21 protein-coding genes, 1 tRNA gene, 1 pseudogene and 1 riboswitch are annotated in these 17,763 nt (G+C 66.5%); of the genes and pseudogenes, 13 read left to right on the top strand and 10 right to left on the bottom strand.

Annotated features, from left to right (window positions below; all coding sequences use genetic code 11):
• Positions 1-29 precede the first annotated feature (29 nt).
• Positions 30-299, top strand: coding sequence for a hypothetical protein (locus tag AC5P5R_RS19765; protein ID WP_005408911.1), 270 nt, complete (start codon positions 30-32; stop codon positions 297-299).
• Positions 300-558: 259 nt separating this feature from the next.
• On the opposite strand, the gene AC5P5R_RS19760 is transcribed toward AC5P5R_RS19765, so the two are convergent.
• Entirely contained in the window at positions 559-1,635 is a 1,077-nt protein-coding gene (locus tag AC5P5R_RS19760) for an alpha/beta hydrolase family protein (RefSeq protein WP_100438063.1), read from the bottom strand.
• A 261-nt stretch (positions 1,636-1,896) separates the two neighbouring features.
• Between AC5P5R_RS19760 and AC5P5R_RS19755 the strand changes: the two genes are divergently transcribed.
• Entirely contained in the window at positions 1,897-2,415 is a 519-nt protein-coding gene (locus AC5P5R_RS19755; RefSeq protein ID WP_081284545.1) for a P-loop nucleotide/nucleoside kinase family protein, read from the top strand.
• 10 nt (positions 2,416-2,425) lie between these two features.
• On the opposite strand, the gene AC5P5R_RS19750 is transcribed toward AC5P5R_RS19755, so the two are convergent.
• Positions 2,426-3,343 carry a LysR family transcriptional regulator gene (locus AC5P5R_RS19750; protein ID WP_076739970.1) on the bottom strand — a complete coding sequence of 306 codons (918 nt, stop codon included), beginning with the start codon at positions 3,341-3,343 and terminating at the stop codon, positions 2,426-2,428.
• A 103-nt stretch (positions 3,344-3,446) separates the two neighbouring features.
• Here AC5P5R_RS19750 and AC5P5R_RS19745 point away from each other — a divergent pair, with 103 nt between their 5' ends.
• Entirely contained in the window at positions 3,447-4,466 is a 1,020-nt protein-coding gene (locus tag AC5P5R_RS19745) for an aldo/keto reductase (protein WP_049449138.1), read from the top strand.
• 20 nt (positions 4,467-4,486) lie between these two features.
• Positions 4,487-4,897, top strand: a complete 411-nt coding sequence (locus tag AC5P5R_RS19740) for an SRPBCC family protein (RefSeq protein ID WP_005408917.1) — start codon at positions 4,487-4,489, stop codon at positions 4,895-4,897.
• 58 nt (positions 4,898-4,955) lie between these two features.
• On the opposite strand, the gene AC5P5R_RS19735 is transcribed toward AC5P5R_RS19740, so the two are convergent.
• Positions 4,956-5,450, bottom strand: coding sequence for a DUF6265 family protein (locus tag AC5P5R_RS19735; protein ID WP_043034343.1), 495 nt, complete (start codon positions 5,448-5,450; stop codon positions 4,956-4,958).
• 134 nt (positions 5,451-5,584) lie between these two features.
• Here AC5P5R_RS19735 and AC5P5R_RS19730 point away from each other — a divergent pair.
• A pseudogene (locus tag AC5P5R_RS19730) lies at positions 5,585-6,342 on the top strand (helix-turn-helix domain-containing protein).
• 3 nt (positions 6,343-6,345) lie between these two features.
• Here AC5P5R_RS19730 and crcB read toward each other — a convergent pair.
• Complete coding sequence (gene crcB, locus AC5P5R_RS19725) at positions 6,346-6,738, bottom strand: fluoride efflux transporter CrcB (RefSeq protein WP_005412844.1); 393 nt, start codon at positions 6,736-6,738, stop codon at positions 6,346-6,348.
• 82 nt (positions 6,739-6,820) lie between these two features.
• Positions 6,821-6,884, bottom strand: a riboswitch (Fluoride riboswitch).
• Between the two features lie 22 nt (positions 6,885-6,906).
• Entirely contained in the window at positions 6,907-7,308 is a 402-nt protein-coding gene (locus AC5P5R_RS19720; RefSeq protein ID WP_005408921.1) for a transcriptional regulator, read from the bottom strand.
• A gap of 111 nt (positions 7,309-7,419) precedes the next feature.
• On the opposite strand from AC5P5R_RS19720, the gene AC5P5R_RS19715 reads away from it, so the two are divergent.
• The gene (locus tag AC5P5R_RS19715; protein ID WP_005408922.1) at positions 7,420-7,629 is read left to right on the top strand and encodes a helix-turn-helix domain-containing protein; all 210 of its coding nucleotides are present in this window, start codon (positions 7,420-7,422) and stop codon (positions 7,627-7,629) included.
• A 352-nt stretch (positions 7,630-7,981) separates the two neighbouring features.
• Positions 7,982-8,218 carry a hypothetical protein gene (locus AC5P5R_RS19710; RefSeq protein WP_005408923.1) on the top strand — a complete coding sequence of 79 codons (237 nt, stop codon included), beginning with the start codon at positions 7,982-7,984 and terminating at the stop codon, positions 8,216-8,218.
• 1 nt (position 8,219) lies between these two features.
• Here AC5P5R_RS19710 and AC5P5R_RS19705 read toward each other — a convergent pair whose 3' ends face one another.
• On the bottom strand, positions 8,220-9,263 hold the full coding sequence (locus tag AC5P5R_RS19705) for a 4Fe-4S dicluster domain-containing protein (protein WP_088436360.1): 1,044 nt from the start codon (positions 9,261-9,263) through the stop codon (positions 8,220-8,222).
• A complete protein-coding gene (locus AC5P5R_RS19700; RefSeq protein WP_005408925.1) occupies positions 9,260-9,547 on the bottom strand; it encodes a hypothetical protein in 288 nt (95 codons plus the stop codon). Before AC5P5R_RS19700 ends, AC5P5R_RS19705 begins: the two co-directional genes overlap by 4 nt.
• A 178-nt stretch (positions 9,548-9,725) precedes the next feature.
• On the opposite strand from AC5P5R_RS19700, the gene AC5P5R_RS19695 reads away from it, so the two are divergent.
• Complete coding sequence (locus tag AC5P5R_RS19695) at positions 9,726-10,163, top strand: group III truncated hemoglobin (protein WP_049459683.1); 438 nt, start codon at positions 9,726-9,728, stop codon at positions 10,161-10,163.
• A 44-nt stretch (positions 10,164-10,207) separates the two neighbouring features.
• On the top strand, positions 10,208-11,617 hold the full coding sequence (gene hemN / locus AC5P5R_RS19690; protein WP_100438069.1) for an oxygen-independent coproporphyrinogen III oxidase: 1,410 nt from the start codon (positions 10,208-10,210) through the stop codon (positions 11,615-11,617).
• Between the two features lie 23 nt (positions 11,618-11,640).
• Here the strand turns inward: hemN and AC5P5R_RS19685 are convergent.
• Positions 11,641-11,727, bottom strand: a tRNA-Leu gene (locus AC5P5R_RS19685).
• Positions 11,728-11,855: 128 nt separating this feature from the next.
• On the opposite strand from AC5P5R_RS19685, the gene AC5P5R_RS19680 reads away from it, so the two are divergent.
• The 4 genes from AC5P5R_RS19680 (at position 11,856) to AC5P5R_RS19665 (ending at position 15,985) form a co-directional block, all read left to right on the top strand.
• Positions 11,856-12,290: a BLUF domain-containing protein gene (locus tag AC5P5R_RS19680; RefSeq protein ID WP_005408981.1), complete on the top strand. Its 435-nt coding sequence runs from the start codon at positions 11,856-11,858 to the stop codon at positions 12,288-12,290.
• Positions 12,291-12,432: 142 nt separating this feature from the next.
• Positions 12,433-13,719 (top strand): nucleotide sugar dehydrogenase, encoded by a 1,287-nt coding sequence (locus AC5P5R_RS19675; RefSeq protein ID WP_005408982.1) that lies wholly within the window; start codon positions 12,433-12,435, stop codon positions 13,717-13,719.
• Between the two features lie 55 nt (positions 13,720-13,774).
• Positions 13,775-15,397, top strand: coding sequence for an FMN-binding glutamate synthase family protein (locus AC5P5R_RS19670; RefSeq protein ID WP_005408983.1), 1,623 nt, complete (start codon positions 13,775-13,777; stop codon positions 15,395-15,397).
• 126 nt (positions 15,398-15,523) lie between these two features.
• Positions 15,524-15,985 (top strand): GNAT family N-acetyltransferase, encoded by a 462-nt coding sequence (locus tag AC5P5R_RS19665; RefSeq protein WP_044569785.1) that lies wholly within the window; start codon positions 15,524-15,526, stop codon positions 15,983-15,985.
• A gap of 53 nt (positions 15,986-16,038) precedes the next feature.
• On the opposite strand, the gene AC5P5R_RS19660 is transcribed toward AC5P5R_RS19665, so the two are convergent.
• Both AC5P5R_RS19660 and AC5P5R_RS19655 read right to left on the bottom strand, forming a co-directional pair.
• Entirely contained in the window at positions 16,039-17,286 is a 1,248-nt protein-coding gene (locus tag AC5P5R_RS19660) for a TIGR03862 family flavoprotein (RefSeq protein ID WP_100438064.1), read from the bottom strand.
• A complete protein-coding gene (locus AC5P5R_RS19655) occupies positions 17,273-17,707 on the bottom strand; it encodes an FKBP-type peptidyl-prolyl cis-trans isomerase (protein WP_005408986.1) in 435 nt (144 codons plus the stop codon). Before AC5P5R_RS19655 ends, AC5P5R_RS19660 begins: the two co-directional genes overlap by 14 nt.
• Positions 17,708-17,763 lie beyond the last annotated feature (56 nt).

The following is a 17,763-nucleotide window of genomic DNA, read 5'->3' as shown; positions in this document are numbered from 1 at the left end:
GGTCGCTTCGGGCACGGAGCGAATCGGAAATGAGCAAAATCATGGCAGATGTGCGTTGGCTGACCTTTCGGTTGAAGAACGGGCAATCCATCGGGCCGGAGCGGCTGAAGGACGGATGGGTGATAGCCTCGGAAACCGCCCGCTGCGAGGTCCGCCGCGAACATATCGAGGGATCGGGCCTGGTGTATGCCCTGTATGCGCCGGCCAACCTGGCCTCACCGCGGCGCGCGGAAATGCGCATGCGCGAATTCCTGATGAGCTCGGGCTATACCTTCACGATGGGCACGCTGGGCGGCTGATCCCTGCCTGCTGTGGCTACGGGCGTACGGCCAAGACCTGGCCGAGCGCGCCGATCTGACCGCGCGCATCGAGCAGCACTGTGCTGGTCGGCCGACACCCGGGTGGCCAAACGGCACCGACATGTCGAAGCCCAGCCACTCGCCTTCGGGCATGCCGAACAGGTGCGCGGTCGGATCGAGGGGAGGCGGCACATGCTGCGCGGGTCCCTGCACCGTAAGCGTTGCCAGCCTGGCGGACACGTTTCGCTACGCGATGGACTCAGCGTTGCACTGTCTTCAAGGCATCGACAACCTGTGCTTCAGAGAAGCCACAATGTCCTTCGCCCACCGATGGCAGTACCCGTGGCGCTGGCCGCGCACCGGCGTGTGCGGCCAACTGCGGATACACCGTCTGCATGTGCGGCACGATGGTCGGGTCGTTGTGGTTGAACTGGATCACCAGCGGGCGCTGCAGTGCGCCGGTCAGCGCCAGCGTCGCGCGCACCCTGGCCTGCGCGGCAGGTACAGCATCGATGCGCCGCACCCCGGCGTTGAATGCGGCGTCATCGCCGAAGCCGCTGTAGACCGTGCCCCTGTTGCCGACCGGCATGCCACCGCTGCGTGTGGCCAGCTCGTGCAGGACCAGGGCGTGCAGGCTGATCGTGCCGGCCACTTCATCGGGGGAAACCTGCAGCCGCTGCGCCAGCAACGCGGCATGCGCCGGGTCGCGTTGCAGCGCGGTGGCGATGCCCTGGTAAAGCTCGCTCTGGGCCAGCATGGCTGCTTCGCGCGACGCCAACCCGGTGACCGGCAGCCCCTCAGCCTTGGGGAAGAAATAATCGAACGCGACCAGTGTGGTCAGCAGGTCGGCCGCGATCTGTTCGCCACTGAGATTGGCGCCGCACAGCGACACACCACCGGCATAGTGCTGCGGGAAACGCTCGAGGCTGCCAATGGTTACGGCACCACCCATCGAGAAGCCCAGCATCCAGGTGTGTCGCACGCGCTTGAGTTCACCCAGGGCATGCTGTCGCAGGTGTTCCATGTCGGTGATCGCCTCGGCTACCGCCCAGCCTTGGCTGGAATACGCGCTCTGCGCGACGGCGTAGCCCGCGCCCAGCAGTGCTGCGGTGCTGTCACCGGCGGCCATTGGCGTGGTGCGTGGCACGCCCACGGGCTCATAGCCATGGGCCAGCATCACCAGGTCGCCGTTCCAGTCTGCCGGTACATCCAGCCGCCAGGGGGCGCCCTGCAGCTCGCCGCTGAGCGTGCGTGGTGCCGTGGTTGGTGCTGCCAGCGATGCCGACGAAGCATGCAGCAGGCCAAGGGCGAGGGCACATCGAAGCAAGGGGCGCATCGTGGTCATTCCATGCGGGAATGGCGCCGAGCATAGATGCCAGCGGAATGTTGCGCGCGCTGCACTGCCGCAGGGGATTGCGGGCCGTACAGGCGGCGCTCTACGCTGGTGGCATGGCTCCGCACGTCACCGCGTCGATTATCCGCATTCCCCAAGGAAAGGCGGGGTAGCGCGCGGTCGTCACGGCCCTGCAACCCGCCCGGGAAGGCGGATTGCATGCAGCGCTCTCCCGGGAACTGGAATCCACCGAGGAGATCGCAGATGCAACACCCTTCATCCGCCGATGGCGGCGCAACCCTGCACCTGCTGTGCGGCAAGATCGGCGCAGGAAAATCGACGTTGTCGCAACAGCTGGCGGCCAATCCTCGCCACGTATTGATCAGCGAAGATGCCTGGTTGGCCACGCTGCACCCGGGTGAAATCCACTCCGTCGCCGATTATCTGCAGCGCGCAGCCACGCTGCGCAGCGTGCTGACCGATCATCTGCGTACGCTGCTGCGGGCCGGCGTCTCGGTGGTGCTCGATTTCCCCTTCAACACGCCCGCAACCCGCGGGTGGGCACGTGAGGTGTTCTCGCCAGTGGGCGCCGCGCATCAACTGCACTTCCTCGATATCGCCGACGAGGTCTGCAAGGCGCGGCTGCGTGCACGCAATGCATGCGGCGAGCATCCCTTCCAGGCCAGCGATGAGGAATTCGAGCAGATCACCCGCCACTTCGTTGCACCGGCCGCAGAAGAGGGTTTCATGGTGATGCGCTACACCGAGGCAGGCCCGGCATAGCGCGGTCGGCTCAGTCGCCGAATGCCGGCTTGCCTTCGGTGGCGGTGCGCACGAGCGTCCTGCGGAAGGTCTCGACCAGGGGGCGCAGGTTGATGCGGTGCCAGGCCGCCCACAGCGGTGTGCGGTAGCTGAACCACGGCAGCTCGCGCAGCACCACGCCGTCCGGCGCCTGATGATCCAGGCTCTGCTGGACGGTGGTCAGGCCCAGGCCGGCGGCAACCAGGCCAAGCGCGGCCAGTGGCTCGGTCGCTTCCATGGCGATGGTCGGGGTGAACCCGGCTTTCGCACACGCGGCGATGAAGGTGTCGTGGCGCAGTGCGTTTTCCCTGTGCATCACGCCGATCCACTGCTGGCTGGCCAGATCCTCTGGCGTGATGGTCTCTGCACTGGCCAGTGGGTGGTCGGCCGGCACGGCCAGCAGCATCGGGTCGTTCAGCACCTGCGTGGCTTCCAGGTCCGGATCGTCGAACGCCGGTGGTTCGCAGACCAGGGCGATGTCCAGGCTGCGTTGCCGCAGGCCTTCCAGCTGCACGTCCGACTGCTGGTTGTAGAGCGCGATATGCACCGCCGGGCGATCGCCGCGCAGTTCGCGCAGGGCGGTGGGCAATACGCCGGAGTGCATCGCGTACTCCAGATAGCCGATGCACAGGCCGCCTTCGTCGCCGCGGCCGAGCCGGCGCGCCAGCGATTCCAGCCGGTTGGCATGGGTCAGCAGGGCCCGCGCCTCGGCCAGGAAGGTACGGCCATCGGCGGTCAGCCGGATGCGCTGCTGCGAGCGTTCGAACAGCTGCAGTCCCAGCCGTTCCTCCAGCTGGGCGATCTGCCGGCTGAGCGGGGATTGGGAGATGTGAAGGCGCTCGGCAGCGCGGCCGACGTGTTCATCTTCGGCGACGGCCACGAAGTAGCGCAGTTGGCGGAGGTCGAGCATAAGACCTTGTAGGACTCAAGATAATTAAATTATGTCTTGGACAGTCTTATCGGGCAAGCCTAGCCTGTGCCTCAACTTCAACAACCTCCCCAAGGGGGAATCCATGAGCATCAACACGCTGCTGGCTGGCAAGACCCTCGGCTTCGGTACCGCGCCGCTGGGCAACATGTTCCGTGACATCCCGGAAGCCGAGGCCCAGGCCACGGTGGACGCGGCCTGGGAACAGGGCACCCGCTACTTCGATACCGCCCCGTTCTATGGCGCAGGCCTGGCCGAGATCCGCCTTGGCGACGCGCTGGCCAAGCGCAACCGCGATGACTTCGTGCTCAGCACCAAGGTCGGCCGCCTGATCCTGGACGAAGTGGAAGACACCAGCGCCCGCGACCTTGGCGAGAAGGGCGGCCTGTTCGTCGCCGGCCGCCCCAACAAGCTGGTCAACGACTACTCGGCCGATGCCACCCTGCGTTCGATCGACGACAGCCTCAAGCGCCTGAAGACCGATCGCCTGGATATCGTCTGGGTGCACGACATCGCACAGGACTTCTATGGCGATGAGTGGCTGTCGTACTTCGAGACCGCACGCCGCGGTGCCTTCAAGGTGCTGACCCGCCTGCGCGAGGAGGGCGTGATCAAGGCCTGGGGCCTGGGCGTCAACCGTGTCGAGCCGATCGAGCTGACCCTGGACCTGGACGAAGCCCGTCCGGATGGCTTCCTGCTGGCAGGCCGCTACTCGCTGCTCGACCACGAGCGTGCGCTGCAGCGGGTGATGCCCAAGGCGGCCGAGCGCAACACCGGCATCGTGGTCGGCGGTCCGTACAGCTCCGGCGTGCTGGCCGGTGGCAGCCACTTCGAGTACCAGAAGGCGTCGCCGGAGATCCTGGCCAAGGTCGAGCGCATCAAGGCCATCGCGGCCGAGTACGGCATCAGCATCAAGGCGGCCGCGTTGCAGTTCTCGCTGGCCAACCCGGCAGTGGCTGCGGTGATCCCGGGCGCCAGCCGTCCCGAGCGCATCGCCGAAGACTACGCCGCACTGAAGGAAATCATCCCGGCCGGGTTCTGGCAGGCGCTGCGCGCCCAGGGCCTGGTCGCGGCCAACGCCCCGCTGCCGATTGACAACATCTGAGTCCCGAAGGAGACATTCCCATGGCAACTGCTTCTGTATCCATCACCGTGCCGACCCCGGCCGACCAGGTCTGGAACCTCATCGGCGGCTTCGATTCATTGCCCGACTGGCTTCCGTACATTCCCCAGAGCACGCTCAGCGAAGGCGGTCGCGTGCGCCATCTGGCCAATCCCGATGGCGATGCCATCGTCGAGCGCCTGGAAGCCTTCGACCAGGCCGATCGCAGCTACACCTACTCGATCCTGCAGGCCCCGTTCCCGGTCAGCGGCTATCGATCCACCCTGCGTGTGGTCGAGCAGGGCGACGGTTCGCGGATCGACTGGTCCGGTGAGTTCACTCCGGTGGGCGTCAGCAACGAAGAAGCGTCCGCGCTGTTCGAGGGCATCTATCGCGATGGCCTGAAGGCCCTGGAAACCACGCTGGCCGGGTGAATGCCCGTGTGGCGTTGACCGCATGCAGGCGCCCCGGCCGGTCCGGGGCGTCTGCGTGTCAGGGTGCGGGCGTCGGTGCACCGCAGGCGACGCGATGCATGGGAAAGTCCATTGCCTGCTTCGGATTGTCCTGCGCGATCTCGATGCGCGCATGTGCGCGCTGGTCGTCGAGGCGCCGGTAGTGGATACGTTGTGGGAAGTCGTTGGCAGGATTCTCGAAGACCGCCTCGTTGGCATCGACCCGGGTGGCGTTGAAGTCCGTGGCGTTCTGGCCAGAGGGCAGGGCAGTCAGCACCAGGCGCCCATCATCGTGCTGGCGCAGTTGCATGAACTCGAAGCCGACGGTTCGCCCGTCGCGCAGGCTGCGGCTGCTGCCGAACAGGGTGTTTCCAGCCAGGCTGGTCCATTGCTCGCCGGCACCGGGTGGCTGCCCATCAAGCTGCCAGCAACCGGCCAGCCAGGCCAGGTGTTCGATCTTCGAGGGTGAGGCGGATAGCGCGTGCGGGGCCGCGAGCAGCAGCGGCAACAGGGCCAGGGCGATGCGGAGTGACATCGGTGCCTCCATGCGCGGGAATGTGCGGCCTGTATAGCGCCCGCCAGATCATGCGGCCAGTGCCGTCCTTTCCAGTGCCGATTCCGATACGATCTGTCACATTGAGCTTGTCTCGCTTGACCCGGAGTCCCGTCATGGTCGACCGTCTCGCCATTCTGCTTGAACGCTTCGCGGTCACCGCCTCGGTGTTCCATGCCGGTGCGCTGTGCGGCATCAACACGCTGGAGGGTGAGGATGAAGCCGGGCAGCTGCACCTGGTGCGACGTGGCCCGCTGCAGGTCAGTCATGCCCAGCAGACCGTACAGGTGGATGTGCCCAGCCTGCTGCTGTATCCGCGGCCGATGCCGCACCGCTTCAGTACCGACCCACAGCAGGGCGCCGACATGGCCTGCGCGAACCTGCATTTCGAAGGCGGCCGGCTCAATCCGATCAGCGCCGCGTTGCCGGATTTCATCTGCCTGCCGCTGGCTGGGCTGTATGGCGGCAACGCAGCGCTGGAGTTGTTGTTCGAAGAAGCGTTCGAGCAGCGTTGCGGGCGCGCGGCGGTCTGTTCGCTGGGCTTGGCCACCCGCGATTGCGGCTGGCGCTGGTGGCGATGCACGAAGCCCCGGCGCAGGGGTGGACGCTGGAGGATCTGGCCGAGGTGGCCGGCATGTCACGCAGCGTGTTCGCCGCCAGCTTCCGCGAAGCGATGGGGACCACCCCGGGCCAGTACCTGCAAGGCTGGCGGGTCGGGTTGGCACAGCAGGCGCTGCGCCAGGGCCGGCCGCTGAAGCGGATTGCCGACGAGGTGGGCTATGGCAGCGAGGCGGCACTCTCGCGCGCGTTCAAGGCGCACACGGGGCAGTCACCACGCGAATGGCGCGGACAGGCGCGTGCTGGCGCGGCCTGAGCCTCAGCCCAGCACCAGCCGGGCCAGCTTCATGCCACCGAACAGGCCGGCCAGGCCCAGCGCCACCGAGCCACCGGCATACAGCGCGGCCAGTCCGTGCTGCCCGCGCTGCAGCAGCAGGCCGATCTCCAGCGCATAGGTAGAGAACGTGGTGTAGCCACCAAGGATGCCGGTGGCGAGCAACAGGCGAAGCTGCGGCGAGGCACCATTGCGCATCGCGAAGACCTCGACCACCACGCCCATCAGCAGGGCGCCACTGATGTTGATCAGGAAGGTCGACCACGGCCAGGGGCTGCCGACGGCCACTCGGGCGCCGATCAGGTTGCAGGCGTGGCGCAGGCAGGCACCGATGCCGCCGCCGACGAAGACCAGGAAATAGTTGTTCAATGCTTGCATGGCGTGCCTCGAATGCGGGTTCGCAGGGTCAATGGCGAACGCCGAGGGCAGGCAAGACCTGCCGTCGACGAACACCGGGTTCGTCCTGGCAGGAGCCATCAGCCTTCTCAGGCGGTTATCGGGGGAGCCCCATCCCCATCGCGGTCCATGCTACCAGCGGCGGTGCATTCACGTCATCGAGGTCGTCAGCACGCGGGCCACCTTGCTGCGGCTGAAGCCATCCATCAGCAGTTCGAACGCGAGCAGGTCCAGCGCCGCGTGGCGGCGGTGGTCGATTTCCAGGCCATTCTCGGCCACCAGGTGACTGACCAGCTCGTAGGCGTCCTGCCAGACGTCAAGGTGGGCCTGGCTGGGAATGTAGGCGTTACCCGGCTCCCCGACGCCGCGCCCGTTCACTCCATACAGCAGCTCGCGTGCGTCCAGCTTGGCCGCATCGGCGATGCGGAACAGCTGCTCGGCTTTCACATGGGACGCACTGACATGGTCGTTGAGCCAGTTGCTGATGGTTGCCGTGGTGGATTTGGCGGCGCGGGCCAGATCGGCCGGGCGGGGGTGCCCGGCTTTCTTCATGGCGGCGGCGAGTCGTTGGCCGAGAGTATTCATCTATGCAAGCCAGCTTAACGCGTGGAATGCGAAGAATCCTTGCCGCAAGAATAAGTCTGGTTAACAAAAGGGCAGACCATGACCGAATTCTGGAACAAGCGGCAGGTGCGCACGCGGCTGGGGTTCCAGACCGATGCGGAGCTGGCGCGCTTCTTCGGCATCAGCCGTTCCGCAGTATCGCAATGGCCGAAAGACTTCCCGATCCCCGCTCTGCGGCAGTACATCCTGCATCAGCGTTACCCGAACCTGTTCCCCGCAACGGGCGCCGCCGAAGTCGAATCCGCCTGAATTACGCCGCCTTTTGTCGCATTTAGCGTGCTAAGCGCATTCTGTTAAGTACACTTAGCAAAATAGGAAAAACTGATCGTTTTGGCAGTACCTATTGTCGACGCCTACCGGCTGCCGGACAGGTGGCTGGGGCGCGTTGTCGCCTTCACCCCATCCGGGAGGGGCGGGGTCCCGTATGTGGTTTCGTGAACGATTAATAATTTCAATCGCGAAAGTCGCTGCATGTAATTGACCTGTCGTGAAATCTGTGACTAATTTGGATCAACCGGGCGTGAAGCCTGGGAGTCTTTCAGTAGCACGCAAGTGAGTCGGTAGACCGTCAACGATGCAGAACAAGTCCAACGGAGGTCGTATGGAATACGGCATGCATGGCTTGGCTGAACGGGTACGCCGCGAACTGGAAGCCAGCTATCACAAACACGGATGCGGTCCGGCGTTCTGGGATACCTACCAGCAGGTGCTGGACCGGCTCGTCCCGCAGGGGACCGAGCGTACCGAGTTCACCAACGAAATGGCGCTGATCATCGAGCAGCTGGGCATTGTCCGACGCGCGCAGCTGGTACCACCGCACGCCGACGGGCCGCGTTGATTCAGAGCAGGCGCCAGGCGCCGCAGGCAAGCAGCGCCAGCAGCAAAGACAGCAGGGCCAGGGTCCGGGGGCGCCACCAGCGCTTCGGTTGTCCGGCCATCGCCTGCGGACTGCAGTAGCGCACCAGCCCCGGACCGAACCCGGCCCGGTGCTGTTGCTGTGCGCAGGCCTCCAGACAGGCGCCGCAGGCCAGGCAGTCGGCCTGCGGCCCCTGGCGGATGTCCAGCTGCATCGGGCAGGCGCTGATGCAGGCCGCGCAATCGGTGCAGTCGCCAAGACGGTCGGCGCTGAAGGTCGGCATCGGTCCGGCCAGCAGCGGATGCGCGGCGCGGAACACGTAGTCCTGTGCAGTGGTCGGGTCGAGCAGGCCGCGGCCGCGGCCCAGCACGCCGCCCAGGCCGGATGGGCGAGGCCCACGTGGCTCGCCGCGGCGGGCGTCGTACAGCATGCGCGGCGTATGTGGATCGGTCAGCAGCGGCTGCATGCGTGCGAACGGGCACAGCGAACGGCAGACCTGCTCGCGCAGGAAGCCGGCGTTTGCCCAGGTGGCGGCGGCATAGAACAGCACCCAGAACGTTTCCCAGCCGCTCCAGCCGGCACGCGGCGCTGCGATCACCAGCTCGGCGATCGGACTGAACAGGCCCACGAAGGTGATGCCGGTCCACAGCGAGAGCAGCCCCCAGGCCAGCTGTGTGGCCGCGCGCGCAACGCGTGCCGGAAGCGTGCGGGCCATGCCGTCGGCGATCCAGTCGAAGGCACGGCGCCACAGTGTCTGCGGGCAGGCGTGGCCGCACCAGATGCGCCCGGCGAGGTGGGTGAGCAGTGCCAGCCCCACCGCGAGCACCGCCAGCAGGCCGACCAGCACCCCGACGTCTCCCGGCCACAGCGTCCAGCCGAACAGATCGAAGCGGCGGGCGTTGATATCCAGCAGCAAGGCCTGGCGGCCGTCCCAGTGCAGCCATGGCAATGCGTAGAACAGCACCAGCAAGGCGGCGCTGAGCGTGCCGCGCCAGTGCCGTGGTCTCGGTGTGCAGGTCGTACTCATCCCAGCGGCAACTCGTCGTCGTCGCCGCTGGGCATCGGTCGCTGCAGGTACCAGGTGATCGCGCTGGACAGCGCCGTCACCGTCCAGAACATGAAGAAGCCTGCCGTGTAGCCCATTTCACGGCTGATCTGCGTGCCCGGGAAACTGATGGCCTGCAACCGCAGCGGGTCGACGAAGGCGAAGAACACCACGCTGGCCAGGCCGGCAGCGATGAAGCTGGGCCAGAGGATCGCGCCCCATTGCTGGATCAACTGCTGGCGACGGTTGGGAGAGGGTCTGTTCATGCTGTCCCGGATCGAAAAGTGGGCGGCGCGTATACTCGCCTGGGTTGGCGCGGCATCCGCAGGGCATGCTTCCTGCAAGCGTGCCAGCCTAGGTGCAGCGGACTGCGCCGACATTGATCTGGATCAACGGTGGTGCCGGCCGGCTGCGGCACACTGCCGGCACGCTTTGGGTACCCCGATGAACGCAACGCCGCCTGTCCTTCCTGTCGCCTCGCCCGAGCTGTGCACCGAGCAGGAAGTGACCCGCCTGGTCCACGACTTCTACGCCCGCGTGCGCGGGGAGGAGCGATTGGGGCCGGTGTTCGAGGCCCACGTCCACGACTGGCCGGAGCATCTGGCCCAACTGGTCGACTTCTGGTCGGCGATGCTGCGCGGCACCCGGCGCTTCAAGGGTTCGCCGATGTCCAAGCACATGGCCATCGAGCTGGACAAGGATCTGTTCGACCGCTGGCTGGTGCTGTTCCGGATCACCACCGCCGAATGCAACAACCCGCCGATGCAGGAGCTGGCCAACGACGTGGCCGCGCGCATCGGTGACACCTTCTGGAAGCGCTACCAGATGCTGCGATGGCCGCAGGTCGGCCTGCCGGTGCTGGCGATGCCCGCCAAGGATTGATCTGGGTCAAGGCGGCGCAGGCCGCCCGGCGCGATGCTGGCGCCATGGACACGTTCTCTCCCGCCGCTGGTGGCCTGGCCTGGACCTTCGACCCCGACCTTCTGCGCCGGCACGACCGGCCGGGCCCGCGCTACACCTCGTACCCGACCGCGCCGAATTTCCATGATGGGTTCGACGCGCCGGCGCTGCGCCAGGCGATCGCCGACAGCAACCAGCTGGCCCGCGCGCTGTCGCTGTATGTGCATGTGCCGTTCTGTTCCAGCCCGTGCTTCTACTGCGGCTGCAACCGGGTGATCACCCGCGATCGCGGCCGTGGCCACAGCTATGTGTCGCGCGTGCTGGCCGAGGCCGATCTGCTGGCACCACAGTTCGAGGACGGTCGCGAGGTCATCCAGCTGCATCTGGGCGGTGGTACGCCGAACTTCCTCGATGCCGAGGCGATGACCACACTGGTGGAAGGGTTGCGCCGGCGCTTCGATTTCAGCGATTCACCGCAGCGCGATTTCTCGATCGAACTCGATCCACGCTTCATCGACACCCGTGACGTCGCCATGCTGGCGCGCCTGGGCTTCAACCGGGCCAGCCTGGGCGTGCAGGATTTCGACCCGCAGGTGCAGGAATCGATCAACCGCATACAGGGCGTGCAGCAGACACTGGACATCCTGCGCGCCTGCCGCGACAGCGGCATGCGTTCGGTCAACGTCGACCTGATCTACGGCCTGCCCGGGCAGAGCCTGGAAGGATTCGGCCGCACCCTCGAACGGGTGCTGGCGCTGCGCCCGGACCGCCTGGCGGTGTATGGCTATGCGCACCTGCCGCATCTTTTCCGGGCGCAGAAGCAGATCGACGAAAGCCGGTTGCCGTCGCCGGAAGACAAGCTGGCGCTGCTGGGCCTGGCGGTGGAGAAGCTCTCTGCGGCTGGCTACCAGTACATCGGCATGGATCATTTCGCATTGCCGGAAGAGGATCTGTCACGCGCGCAGCGTGCCGGCCAGCTGCATCGCAACTTCATGGGTTACACCACCCACGCCGATACCGATCTGCTCGGCCTGGGCGTAAGTGCGATCAGCCATATCGGCGCCACCTACAGCCAGAATCCACGTGACCTGGCGTCCTGGGAGGACGCGGTGGACCAGGGGCAGTTGCCGGTCTGGCGCGGTGTCGCGCTGAGTGCCGACGACCAGTTGCGCGCGGAGCTGATCCAGCAGCTGATGTGCCAGGGCGAGGTGGATGGTGCGGTGCTGGGGCAGCGCCACGGCGTGGATTTCCAGCAGTACTTCGCCGAGGACCTGCGTTCGGTACAGCGGCTGCAGGAGGATGGCCTGGCCGAATACCGCGATGGCGTGGTGCGTGCGAGCGAACCCGGGCGACCGTTGCTGCGGTTGCTGGCAATGTGCTTCGACCCGTATCTGCGTGCCGCACATGCGCAGCCACGTTACTCGCGGGCGATCTGAAAGCGGGATGTGCTGCGTGCGTGTGGTGCCCGGAGCCGGAATCGAACCGGCATGGGGTTGCCCCCGGCGGATTTTAAGTCCGATGCGTCTACCAGTTTCGCCATCCGGGCCTGCAGCGCGGCGCCGATTGTAGCCTACCCGTGTCGCTGCAGCCGGATTGCGCGTGAGCGACGTGCTTAACTGTTATCCCTGTTCATGTCATAGTCCCAGCCACCGTTCCCAGGGGGGGAGCCACCCGATGTCGCTGCACGCGATTGCCTATGCCAGTGAGGCCCGCGCCGATCTGCGGACAACCGATCTTGATCGCCTGCTGGCCGACGCCACGGCATTCAATCGTGTAGCCGGTGTCACCGGTGTCCTGATGTTCGACGGCAGCCGCTTCCTGCAATATCTGGAAGGCCCCGAAGATGGCATCGATTCGGTGTTCCAGCGCATCTTCAATGCACGCAGCCACGCGCAGATGAGGCTGTTGTGCCGCGCGCCGGTGGTGCAGCGTGCGTTCCCGCGCTGGTCGATGGGTACGCGGCGGATCGATGCGGACCTGCTGACCCAGATCGTTGACGCGGCGTGGCCGGGTTTCCTGCTTGGCAGCGGTGGTTTCGAGCGCCTGCTGCAGGCCTGGACCGGTGCCGACGGCGAGCTGGAACCCGCCGCGGTCGCGCTGGGTTCCTGAGCCCGCCTTGGCGGCGGGGTATCGGGGCCGGTAGGCTGTAGCCTTTCTGGTGCGGGTTTTCCGGAGTGGTACAGCGAATGAGTGGGTTGGCCCAAGCCATGGCGGCACGCATCCGGTTTCACCCGGTGCACGGGATATGCCGATGAGCGTGCCCGTTGCGGCGGCGGTGACGCCGCGTTTCGCCGTGATCGGCCTGGGTTACGTCGGCCTGCCATTGGCGGTGGCGTTTGGCCGGCACTGGCCGACACTGGGCTTTGACATCGATGCCGGCCGCATCGCGGAGCTGCGCGGTGGCCGCGATCACACGCTGGAGATGGAGGCCGACGAGCTGGCCGAAGCCACGCATCTGCAGTACGGCAGCGATCCTTCGCTGCTCGATGCCTGCAACGTCTATATCGTCACCGTGCCGACCCCGATCGATGCATACGAGCAGCCCGACCTGGAGCCCCTGCGTTCGGCGACACGGCTGATTGCCAGTCATCTTCGCGCCGGCGATCTGGTGATCTACGAGTCCACGGTGTACCCCGGCACCACCGAGGAAGTGTGCGTGCCGCTGCTGGAACAGGGTTCGGGCCTGGGCTTCAACGAAGACTTCTATTGCGGCTACAGCCCGGAACGGGTCAGTCCCGGTGACCGCCAGCGGCGCCTGGCCGACATCCGCAAGATCACGTCTGGTTCGACCCCGGAAGTCGCTGCGGTGATCGATGGTCTCTACCAGCGCATCATCGACGCCGGTACGTTCCCGGCGCCGTCGATGCGCGTGGCCGAAGCAGCCAAGGTGGTCGAGAACATCCAGCGCGACGTCAACATCGCGCTGGTCAACGAGCTGGCGCTGATCTTCGACCGGCTCGGCATTGATACCCAGGACGTACTGGACGCCGCCGGCAGCAAGTGGAATTTCCTGCCGTTCCGGCCAGGCCTGGTTGGCGGTCACTGCATCGGCGTCGATCCGTACTATCTGCTGCACAAGTCCGAAAGCGTGGGCTACCACCCGGACCTGATCCACACCGCGCGGCAGGTCAACAACCGCGTCGGCGAGCACGTGGCGGCGCGCGTGCTGGCGATGCTGGCCGAGCGTGGCCGTGCACCGGCGGAGGCACGCATCCTGGTGCTGGGCGTGACCTTCAAGGAGGATTGCCCCGACCTGCGCAACAGCCGCGCGCTGGAACTGGCCCAGCGCCTGCGCGATGCGGGTGCGCAGGTGGAGGTGAGCGACCCGTGGGTCGGCCCGGCGGCATTGACCGGCGAGGGCCTGGATTGGCTGGCCGAACCCGGGGCAGGGCGCTATGACGCGGTGGTGCTGGCGGTGGCCCACGCCCGTTTCAAGGCAATGGATGAAGACGCAATCCGGGCGCTGCTGGCGCCAGGCGGCCTGGTCTACGACGTCAAATCGGCCTGGCCGCGCAACGTGGTTGACGATCGTTTGTAAGCCTTGGCAGCGAGCGGCGCGGTAGACTCGGGAACAGTTGCAACCGAGGAAAGCCATGCACCGGTACATCGTCTACCTGCTCGCCATCCTGATGTTCCCGATATGCCTGTGGCTGGCCACGATCTGGCCGGCCTGGTACTGGGGCGTCGGCCTGACTGCCGCGATGGTGGCATTGGGGACCTGGGACCTGCTGCAGAAGCGCAGCACGCTGCGCCGCAACTATCCGGTGATGGCGCACTTCCGCTACGGGCTGGAATCGATCGGCCCGGAGATCCGCCAGTACTTCGTGCAGAGTGACCTGGAGGACGTGCCGTTCTCGCGCCAGCAACGTGCACTGATCTACCAGCGCGCCAAGAACGAGATGGACACGGTACCGTTCGGCACCCTGCGCAGCACCTATGCGGTGGACTACGAATGGATCAACCATTCACTGGCGCCGACCGCCATCGCCAAGCATGACTTCCGCGTGCTGGTCGGTCCGAACTGTGCCAAGCCCTATTCGGCCAGCGTGTTCAACATCTCGGCGATGAGCTTCGGTTCACTGTCGGCCAATGCCATCCGCGCACTGAACGAAGGCGCACGGCGTGGTGGTTTCTACCACGACACCGGCGAAGGTTCGATCTCGCCCTATCACCGTGAGATGGGCGGCGATCTGGTCTGGGAAATCGGCTCGGGCTACTTCGGTTGCCGCGACGAAAAGGGTGGTTTCAGCGAGGAACGCTTCGTTGCTAATGCCACCCATGACCAGGTCAGGATGATCGAGATCAAGCTGTCGCAGGGTGCCAAGCCGGGTCATGGCGGCGTGCTGCCAGCGCCGAAGGTGACTGCCGAGATCTCGGTGACCCGGGGCGTGCCGATGGGCGTGGACTGCGTGTCGCCGTCGCGTCACTCGGCGTTCTCGACACCGGTCGAGCTGCTGCAGTTCGTCGCCCGCCTGCGCGAGCTGTCCGGTGGCAAGCCGGTCGGTTTCAAGCTGGCGATCGGCCACCCGTGGGAGTGGTTCGGCATTGCCAAGGCGATGCAGGAAACCGGGTTGCTGCCGGATTTCATCGTGGTGGACGGTGCCGAAGGGGGCACCGGCGCGGCGCCGGCCGAGTTCGTCGACCATGTCGGCGTGCCGATGCACGAAGCGCTGCTGCTGGTGCACAACACCCTGGTCGGCCTCGATCTGCGCGAGCGCATCCGCATCGGTGCAGCCGGCAAGATCACCAGTGCGTTCGACATCGCGCGCACCATCGCGCTGGGTGCCGACTGGTGCAATGCCGGCCGCGGCTTCATGTTTGCGCTGGGCTGCATCCAGTCGTTGAGTTGCCATACCGACAAGTGCCCCACCGGCATCGCGACCCAGGACCCGGCGCGCTGGAAGCATCTGGATGCACCGGACAAGGCCACCCGTGTGTACAGCTACCACGAGCACACGCTGCATGCCTTGAAGGAACTGCTGTGTGCCGCGGGCCTGAACGACCCGGCGGAACTGGGCCCGGAGCATATCCTGCGTCGGGTTTCGCCTGTTGAGATCCGTTCGCTGGCCTCGCTGTACCGCTACCTTGAACCGGGCGAGCTGCTGCACAAGGTGCCGGACCACGCCGTGTTCCATGCGTTCTGGGCCGATGCGCGCAGCGATTCCTTCCAGCCGCCGCCGAAGATCCAGGCGCTGCGGGCCAGCAAGTCGCGATAACGTGTTGCTGTAGATACCGTGTCGCCCTCGCCTAGGCAAGGGCCGAGCCCATGCTCGGCTGCTTCTCTCATCGCGATGTTGGAACGAAGAACAGTCGAGCATGGCTCGACGCTGCAAGGAGATGCCATGCGGTTCCGGACCGGCACCACGGATGATGTCGCCACGCTGTGGGCGTTGCGCACGCGTTGCGTGCGCGAGACCTGCAGCAGCCATTATCCGCCCGAAGTGATTGCGCCCTGGTCGGCCTCGCCGCCGCCGTCGCAGTACGCGCGGTTGCTGGGGCAGGGCGGCTGCGTGGTGGCCGAGGATGGGCAGGGCGGCCTTCTTGGCTTCGGTGTGTTCGATGCCGATGCCAATGAAGTCGACGCGTTGTTCGTTGATCCTGATCGTGGCGGCCAGGGAATTGGCCAGGCGCTGATGCAGCGCCTGCTGGCAATGGCCGATCGTGAGCGTGAGGTGGTGCTGTCGGCCTCGCTCAACGCGGTGCCGTTCTACCAACGGCAGGGATTCATCAGCGTGCGCGAAGAGGTCTACCCGCATCCCAGCGGCGTGGCGCTGGCTTCGGTGAGCATGCGCAGGCCATGGTGAGCGCCCGGGGACTGTAAGGCAGTCGAGGATGGCTCGACTCTACAATGCAGGCGTCACCGCCCGGCCAGCCACCCGATCACGCCCTCGGCGGCGCGCAGGCCACTGGCGTAGCACGCGGTCAACAGGTAGCCACCTGTTGGCGCCTCCCAGTCCAGCATCTCGCCGGCGCAGAACACGCCGGGCACGGCCCGCAGCATCAGGCCATCATCCACCGCATCCAGGCGCACGCCGCCGGCGGTGCTGATCACCTCGGCCATCGGCCGGGGACGCAGCAGGCGCAGCGGCAGGCGCTTGAGCGTAGCCGCCACGGCAGGCAGATCGTTGCCGGCTTCCTTACCCAGAATCTCGAACACCAGTGCGGCCTTCACCGCATCAAGGCCCGCCTGGCGACGCAGGTGCTCGCCGAAGCTGCGGCCCTTGCGCGGGCGTGACAGATCGGCCAGCAGGCGCGCCTCGTCGCGGCCCGGCACCAGATCCAGCCACAGCATCGCGTGGCCATCGCGGTTGATGGTCTCGCGCAGGTCCGCCGCCAACGCATAGATCAGGCTGCCTTCGATGCCGTACTCGCTGGCCACGCATTCGCCCTGCAGCGACTGTGGCTGTCCGGCCAGGTCGATCCAGTGCGCGACCACCGGCTTCAGCGGTGCACCGGCATTGCGCTGGGCGAAGAACGGGGTCCAGTCCACGTCGAAGCCGCAGTTGGCTGACTGCAGTGGCGTGATGTCCACGCCACGGGCCTGCAGCGGTGCAACCCAGGCGCCGTCGCTGCCCAGCTGCGGCCAGCTGCCGCCGCCCATCGCCAACACGGTGGCATCGGCGTGGACATCGATCTCGCCGGCTTCGGTGGCGAAGCGCAGCGCGCCGTCGTTGCTCCAGCCGATCCAACGGTGGTTGGCATGCAGGCGCACGCCCTGTTCCTTCAGCCGGCGCACCCAGCCACGCAGCAGCGGCGCGGCCTTGCGGTCGACCGGGAACACGCGGCCGGAGCTGCCCACATAGGTCTCCACGCCAAAACCGCCGGCCCAGTCGCGCAATGCCTGCGCATCGAAGCCATCCAGCCAGCGGCCCACGGTCGTGGACCGCTCGCGGTAGCGGCTGTCGAACAGCGGACGCGGATCGGAATGGGTGAGGTTGAGCCCGCCCTTGCCGGCGATCAGGAACTTGCGGCCGGGCGAACCCTTGGCCTCGTACAGGTCCACCTCCAGACCGGCGGCGCGCAGGCGCTCGGCGGCGAACAGGCCGGCCGGGCCGCCGCCGATGACGGCGACCCGCGGAAGCGGTGCGGCATTACGGTTTGACATCGAGCAGCTCGACATCGAACACCAGCGACGAACCGGCCGGAATCGGGCCAACCCGGCGGTCGCCATAGCCGTAATCCGGCGGGATCATCAGGGTGCGCTTGCCACCGACCTTCATGCCGGCCACGCCCTCATCCCAGCCGCGGATGACCTGGCCGGCGCCGAGCGCGAAGGTGAACGGTTCGCCGTGCTTGAAGGAGCTGTCGAAGGTCTTGCCGTGCTTGGTTTCGGTGCGGTTGTCGTAGATCCAGCCGGTGTAGTGCACGGTGACCTTGCTGCCGGCAACGGCTTCGGTACCGGTGCCGGGCACGGTATCGATGCGCTCGAAGGTGGTCAGGGTGCCGCCGGGCGGTGGGCCGGACGGTTCGGTTGTGCAGCCAGCGGCGGCGAGGGACAGCAGCAGGGGAAGCAGCAGGCGGCGCATCGGGCGTCTCCGGAAGGGCGCAGGGCGAGGGCGGCAAGGGTAGCGCATCGGCGCCG

It is taken from the genome of Stenotrophomonas sp. YJH_SMC_19 (assembly GCF_059367915.1).
The sequence above is the reverse complement of the archived record's forward strand: the minus strand, read 5'-3'. Positions and strand labels throughout refer to the sequence as shown.

Excerpts from the sequence above, each read along its gene's own strand:
- AC5P5R_RS19710 (WP_005408923.1), top strand. The coding sequence starts at position 7,982 with ATGGAATACGGCATGCATGGCTTGGCTGAACGGGTACGCCGCGAACTG.
- AC5P5R_RS19655 (WP_005408986.1), bottom strand. The coding sequence starts at position 17,707 with ATGCGCCGCCTGCTGCTTCCCCTGCTGCTGTCCCTCGCCGCCGCTGGC.
- AC5P5R_RS19740 (WP_005408917.1), top strand. The coding sequence starts at position 4,487 with ATGGCAACTGCTTCTGTATCCATCACCGTGCCGACCCCGGCCGACCAG.
- AC5P5R_RS19705 (WP_088436360.1), bottom strand. The coding sequence starts at position 9,263 with ATGAGTACGACCTGCACACCGAGACCACGGCACTGGCGCGGCACGCTC.
- AC5P5R_RS19660 (WP_100438064.1), bottom strand. The coding sequence starts at position 17,286 with ATGTCAAACCGTAATGCCGCACCGCTTCCGCGGGTCGCCGTCATCGGC.
- AC5P5R_RS19715 (WP_005408922.1), top strand. The coding sequence starts at position 7,420 with ATGACCGAATTCTGGAACAAGCGGCAGGTGCGCACGCGGCTGGGGTTC.
- AC5P5R_RS19675 (WP_005408982.1), top strand. The coding sequence starts at position 12,433 with ATGAGCGTGCCCGTTGCGGCGGCGGTGACGCCGCGTTTCGCCGTGATC.
- AC5P5R_RS19760 (WP_100438063.1), bottom strand. The coding sequence starts at position 1,635 with ATGCGCCCCTTGCTTCGATGTGCCCTCGCCCTTGGCCTGCTGCATGCT.
- AC5P5R_RS19695 (WP_049459683.1), top strand. The coding sequence starts at position 9,726 with ATGAACGCAACGCCGCCTGTCCTTCCTGTCGCCTCGCCCGAGCTGTGC.
- AC5P5R_RS19670 (WP_005408983.1), top strand. The coding sequence starts at position 13,775 with ATGCACCGGTACATCGTCTACCTGCTCGCCATCCTGATGTTCCCGATA.
- hemN (WP_100438069.1), top strand. The coding sequence starts at position 10,208 with ATGGACACGTTCTCTCCCGCCGCTGGTGGCCTGGCCTGGACCTTCGAC.
- AC5P5R_RS19665 (WP_044569785.1), top strand. The coding sequence starts at position 15,524 with ATGCGGTTCCGGACCGGCACCACGGATGATGTCGCCACGCTGTGGGCG.
- AC5P5R_RS19750 (WP_076739970.1), bottom strand. The coding sequence starts at position 3,343 with ATGCTCGACCTCCGCCAACTGCGCTACTTCGTGGCCGTCGCCGAAGAT.
- AC5P5R_RS19765 (WP_005408911.1), top strand. The coding sequence starts at position 30 with ATGAGCAAAATCATGGCAGATGTGCGTTGGCTGACCTTTCGGTTGAAG.
- AC5P5R_RS19745 (WP_049449138.1), top strand. The coding sequence starts at position 3,447 with ATGAGCATCAACACGCTGCTGGCTGGCAAGACCCTCGGCTTCGGTACC.
- AC5P5R_RS19680 (WP_005408981.1), top strand. The coding sequence starts at position 11,856 with ATGTCGCTGCACGCGATTGCCTATGCCAGTGAGGCCCGCGCCGATCTG.
- AC5P5R_RS19720 (WP_005408921.1), bottom strand. The coding sequence starts at position 7,308 with ATGAAGAAAGCCGGGCACCCCCGCCCGGCCGATCTGGCCCGCGCCGCC.
- AC5P5R_RS19735 (WP_043034343.1), bottom strand. The coding sequence starts at position 5,450 with ATGTCACTCCGCATCGCCCTGGCCCTGTTGCCGCTGCTGCTCGCGGCC.
- AC5P5R_RS19700 (WP_005408925.1), bottom strand. The coding sequence starts at position 9,547 with ATGAACAGACCCTCTCCCAACCGTCGCCAGCAGTTGATCCAGCAATGG.
- AC5P5R_RS19755 (WP_081284545.1), top strand. The coding sequence starts at position 1,897 with ATGCAACACCCTTCATCCGCCGATGGCGGCGCAACCCTGCACCTGCTG.
- crcB (WP_005412844.1), bottom strand. The coding sequence starts at position 6,738 with ATGCAAGCATTGAACAACTATTTCCTGGTCTTCGTCGGCGGCGGCATC.